Genomic DNA, 2,477 nt, shown 5'->3' with positions numbered 1-2,477 from the left:
GGCGAAGGCCTCGGCGGCGGCCGGCTCGCCCCGGTCGGCGGCCGCGGCGGCGGCAAGGAAACGGTCCGCGGCCGCGGCGGCCTCGCGGTTCTGGTACCACTGCCAGCCGCGCCAGCCCGCCACGCCGAGCACCACGGCGCCGGCCACCACCAGCACGATCCAGCCGTAGCGGTCCCAGAGCCTCTTCGCGCGCTCGCGCCGGAGGTCTTCCTCGATTTCGTCGAAGATGTCGGCCAAATCGCTGTCCCCAGGCCCGACCGGACGCCTGTCGCCGGGCATGCTGTCCACCCGCGCGTCTCCGTCGTCCCGACGCGCGGCGCGGGAACATATCCAGCACCGTCCGGGGGCGCAAATCGGGGCGTGATTAACCCGGTCTCAAGGGTCCGGGGATCGAATGTGGCTCATGCGCACGCGCCTCCTCCTTCTCGCGGCTTTGCTCGCTGGCGCCGGTTGCCGGTCGGAGGTCGAAGGCACACCGGTATCGCTGCTCGCCGCCGGGACCGTGGTCACGTCCTATGCCGTGCTCCAGCGCAGCCCGATCGACACGATCTACTCGCTGGTCACGGGCAAGGACTGCTCGTCGCTGCATCTGGAGCGCCGGGGCGAGTACTGCCGCACGCGCGAGGTCCTGACCGCCCCGCCGTTCTGCACGCGCAGCCTCGCCGAGGTGGATTGCTGGACGGAGACCGCCCCCTACGGCCCGCAGCGCGCGGTCTCCGACATCCCCCCCCGGCCCGACCGCGAGGCGGTGCGGTGGTGGTAGCGGCGGCCACCAAGCGTCCTGAAGCCGGACGGCGCGCTTCCGGCGCCGCAGCCTGACCGGCCGCGGCGGCGGGAAGCCCTCGTTCGCGGGCGGCGCCCCCTCGCCCCTCGCGCGCGAGACCTCGAGCACCGAGCGGATGCGGCTCGGCCACGACGCTGACCGACCGCCAAGCAACGGGGAGCCCCGTCCGCACCCGACCCAGGTGACGCGGCGGCCGACATGCCCTACCCATCGCGCGAGACCGCGCAGGGGACGGAAACGGATGAACCGGATCGATCTGGAAGGCCGCGTGGCCGTGGTGACCGGCGGGGCGCAGGGAATCGGCCGGGCGATCGCGGAACGGATCGCGGCGAGCGGGGCGCGGGTGGAGATCTGGGATCTCGACGGGACGATGGCCGCAGCCACGGCCGCGGCGATCGGACCTGCGGCACGGCCGCGCGCGGTGGACGTGACCGATCTCGATGCGGTCGAGGCCGCCGCGGCGGCATGCGAGGTCGAAACGGGGCCCTGCGACATCCTCGTCACCTCGGCCGGCATCGCGGGGCCGAACGCCCGGACCTGGGAGTATCCGCTCTCGGAGTGGCACCGGATCATGCGCGTGAACGTGGACGGCACCATGCATTGCTGCCGCGCGCTGCTGCCCGGCATGATCGCGCGCAACTACGGTCGCGTGGTGCTGATCGCCTCGATCGCCGGCAAGGAGGGCAACCCCAACGCCGCCGCCTATTCCGCCTCGAAGGCCGCCGTGATCGCCCTCGCCAAGTCGCTCGGCAAGGAATGCGCCGATCGCGACATCGCCGTGAACGCGATCACGCCCGCCGCCGCGCGCACGCGCATCTTCGAGCAGATGAGCCCGCAGCACATCGACTTCATGCTCTCGAAGATCCCGCGCGGCCGCTTCGTCGAGGTGGCCGAGATCGCAGCGATGGTCGCCTGGCTCGTCTCGGCCGAGAACAGCTTCACGACCGGGGCGGTGTTCGACCTCTCGGGCGGCCGCGCCACGTACTGAGCCGAGGCGCGCCTTGCGCCTCGCCCGGGCAGGCGGATGACGCGCCTGATGCCGCCGATGATCGCATGCGGCGACCGCTCTCTCCGGGCCGGCCCGGGCCGGCCGGGGTCAGACGTCGAGATTGGCCACCTTCAGGGCGTTCTCGACGATGAACTCGCGCCGCGGCTCGACCACGTCACCCATCAGCGTGGTGAACACGTCGCCGGCCTCCTCCGCCGCGCCGATCCGCACCTGCAAGAGCGAGCGGTTGGCGGGATCGAGCGTGGTCTCCCAGAGCTGTTCGGGATTCATCTCGCCCAAGCCCTTGAAGCGCTGGATCGTCAGCCCCTTGCGCCCCGTCTCCGTGACCGCCTCGGCGAGCCCGACCGGGCCGGCGAGCACGCGCTCGATGCCGCCCGCACGCCAGACGGCCGGGCGCGTCCAGAGCGCGGCGAGCGCCTCGCGCTCGCCGTCCAGCCGCCGCGCCTCCGCGCTCTGCAGCAGCGTGGCGTCGAGCACGTAGCGCTCGGCCACGCCGCGCAACGTGCGGCTGAACACCATCGCCCCGTCCTCGGCGAGACCGCGCCAGCCGCGATCGGTCTCGCGCTCCAGCGCGTCGAGCCGGCGCGCGACCGCCGCCGCCGTCTCGCCCGCGCGCGCCGGATCGGCGATGAGGGCGAGCGAGAGCGCGCCCGCGATCGCCGCCTGCTCGATCAGCGCCGACGG

At 73.3% G+C, this 2,477-nt stretch carries 3 protein-coding genes and 1 pseudogene; 2 read left to right on the top strand and 2 right to left on the bottom strand.

The window, feature by feature from the left end; genetic code table 11:
• On the bottom strand, positions 1 to 237 hold a 237-nt coding region (locus FK498_RS18390), incomplete at its 3' end, for a tetratricopeptide repeat protein (protein WP_161988491.1).
• Between the two features lie 166 nt (positions 238 to 403).
• On the opposite strand from FK498_RS18390, the gene FK498_RS18385 reads away from it, so the two are divergent.
• Positions 404 to 763, top strand: coding sequence for a hypothetical protein (locus FK498_RS18385; RefSeq protein ID WP_141857116.1), 360 nt, complete (start codon positions 404 to 406; stop codon positions 761 to 763).
• A gap of 262 nt (positions 764 to 1,025) precedes the next feature.
• Positions 1,026 to 1,772 (top strand): SDR family NAD(P)-dependent oxidoreductase, encoded by a 747-nt coding sequence (locus tag FK498_RS18380; RefSeq protein ID WP_141857114.1) that lies wholly within the window; start codon positions 1,026 to 1,028, stop codon positions 1,770 to 1,772.
• A 108-nt stretch (positions 1,773 to 1,880) separates the two neighbouring features.
• Here FK498_RS18380 and FK498_RS20125 read toward each other — a convergent pair.
• Positions 1,881 to 2,477: pseudogene (locus tag FK498_RS20125) on the bottom strand (DNA gyrase subunit B); the annotation flags it as partial.

Source organism: Elioraea sp. Yellowstone, assembly GCF_006704265.1.
Classification (GTDB): domain Bacteria; phylum Pseudomonadota; class Alphaproteobacteria; order Acetobacterales; family Acetobacteraceae; genus Elioraea.
This window is presented reverse-complemented; position numbering and strand designations above follow the sequence as displayed.

What these genes read in the sequence shown, in the direction of transcription:
- FK498_RS18385 (WP_141857116.1), top strand. Translation starts at nt 404, where the DNA reads ATGCGCACGCGCCTCCTCCTTCTCGCGGCTTTGCTCGCTGGCGCCGGT.
- FK498_RS18380 (WP_141857114.1), top strand. Translation starts at nt 1,026, where the DNA reads ATGAACCGGATCGATCTGGAAGGCCGCGTGGCCGTGGTGACCGGCGGG.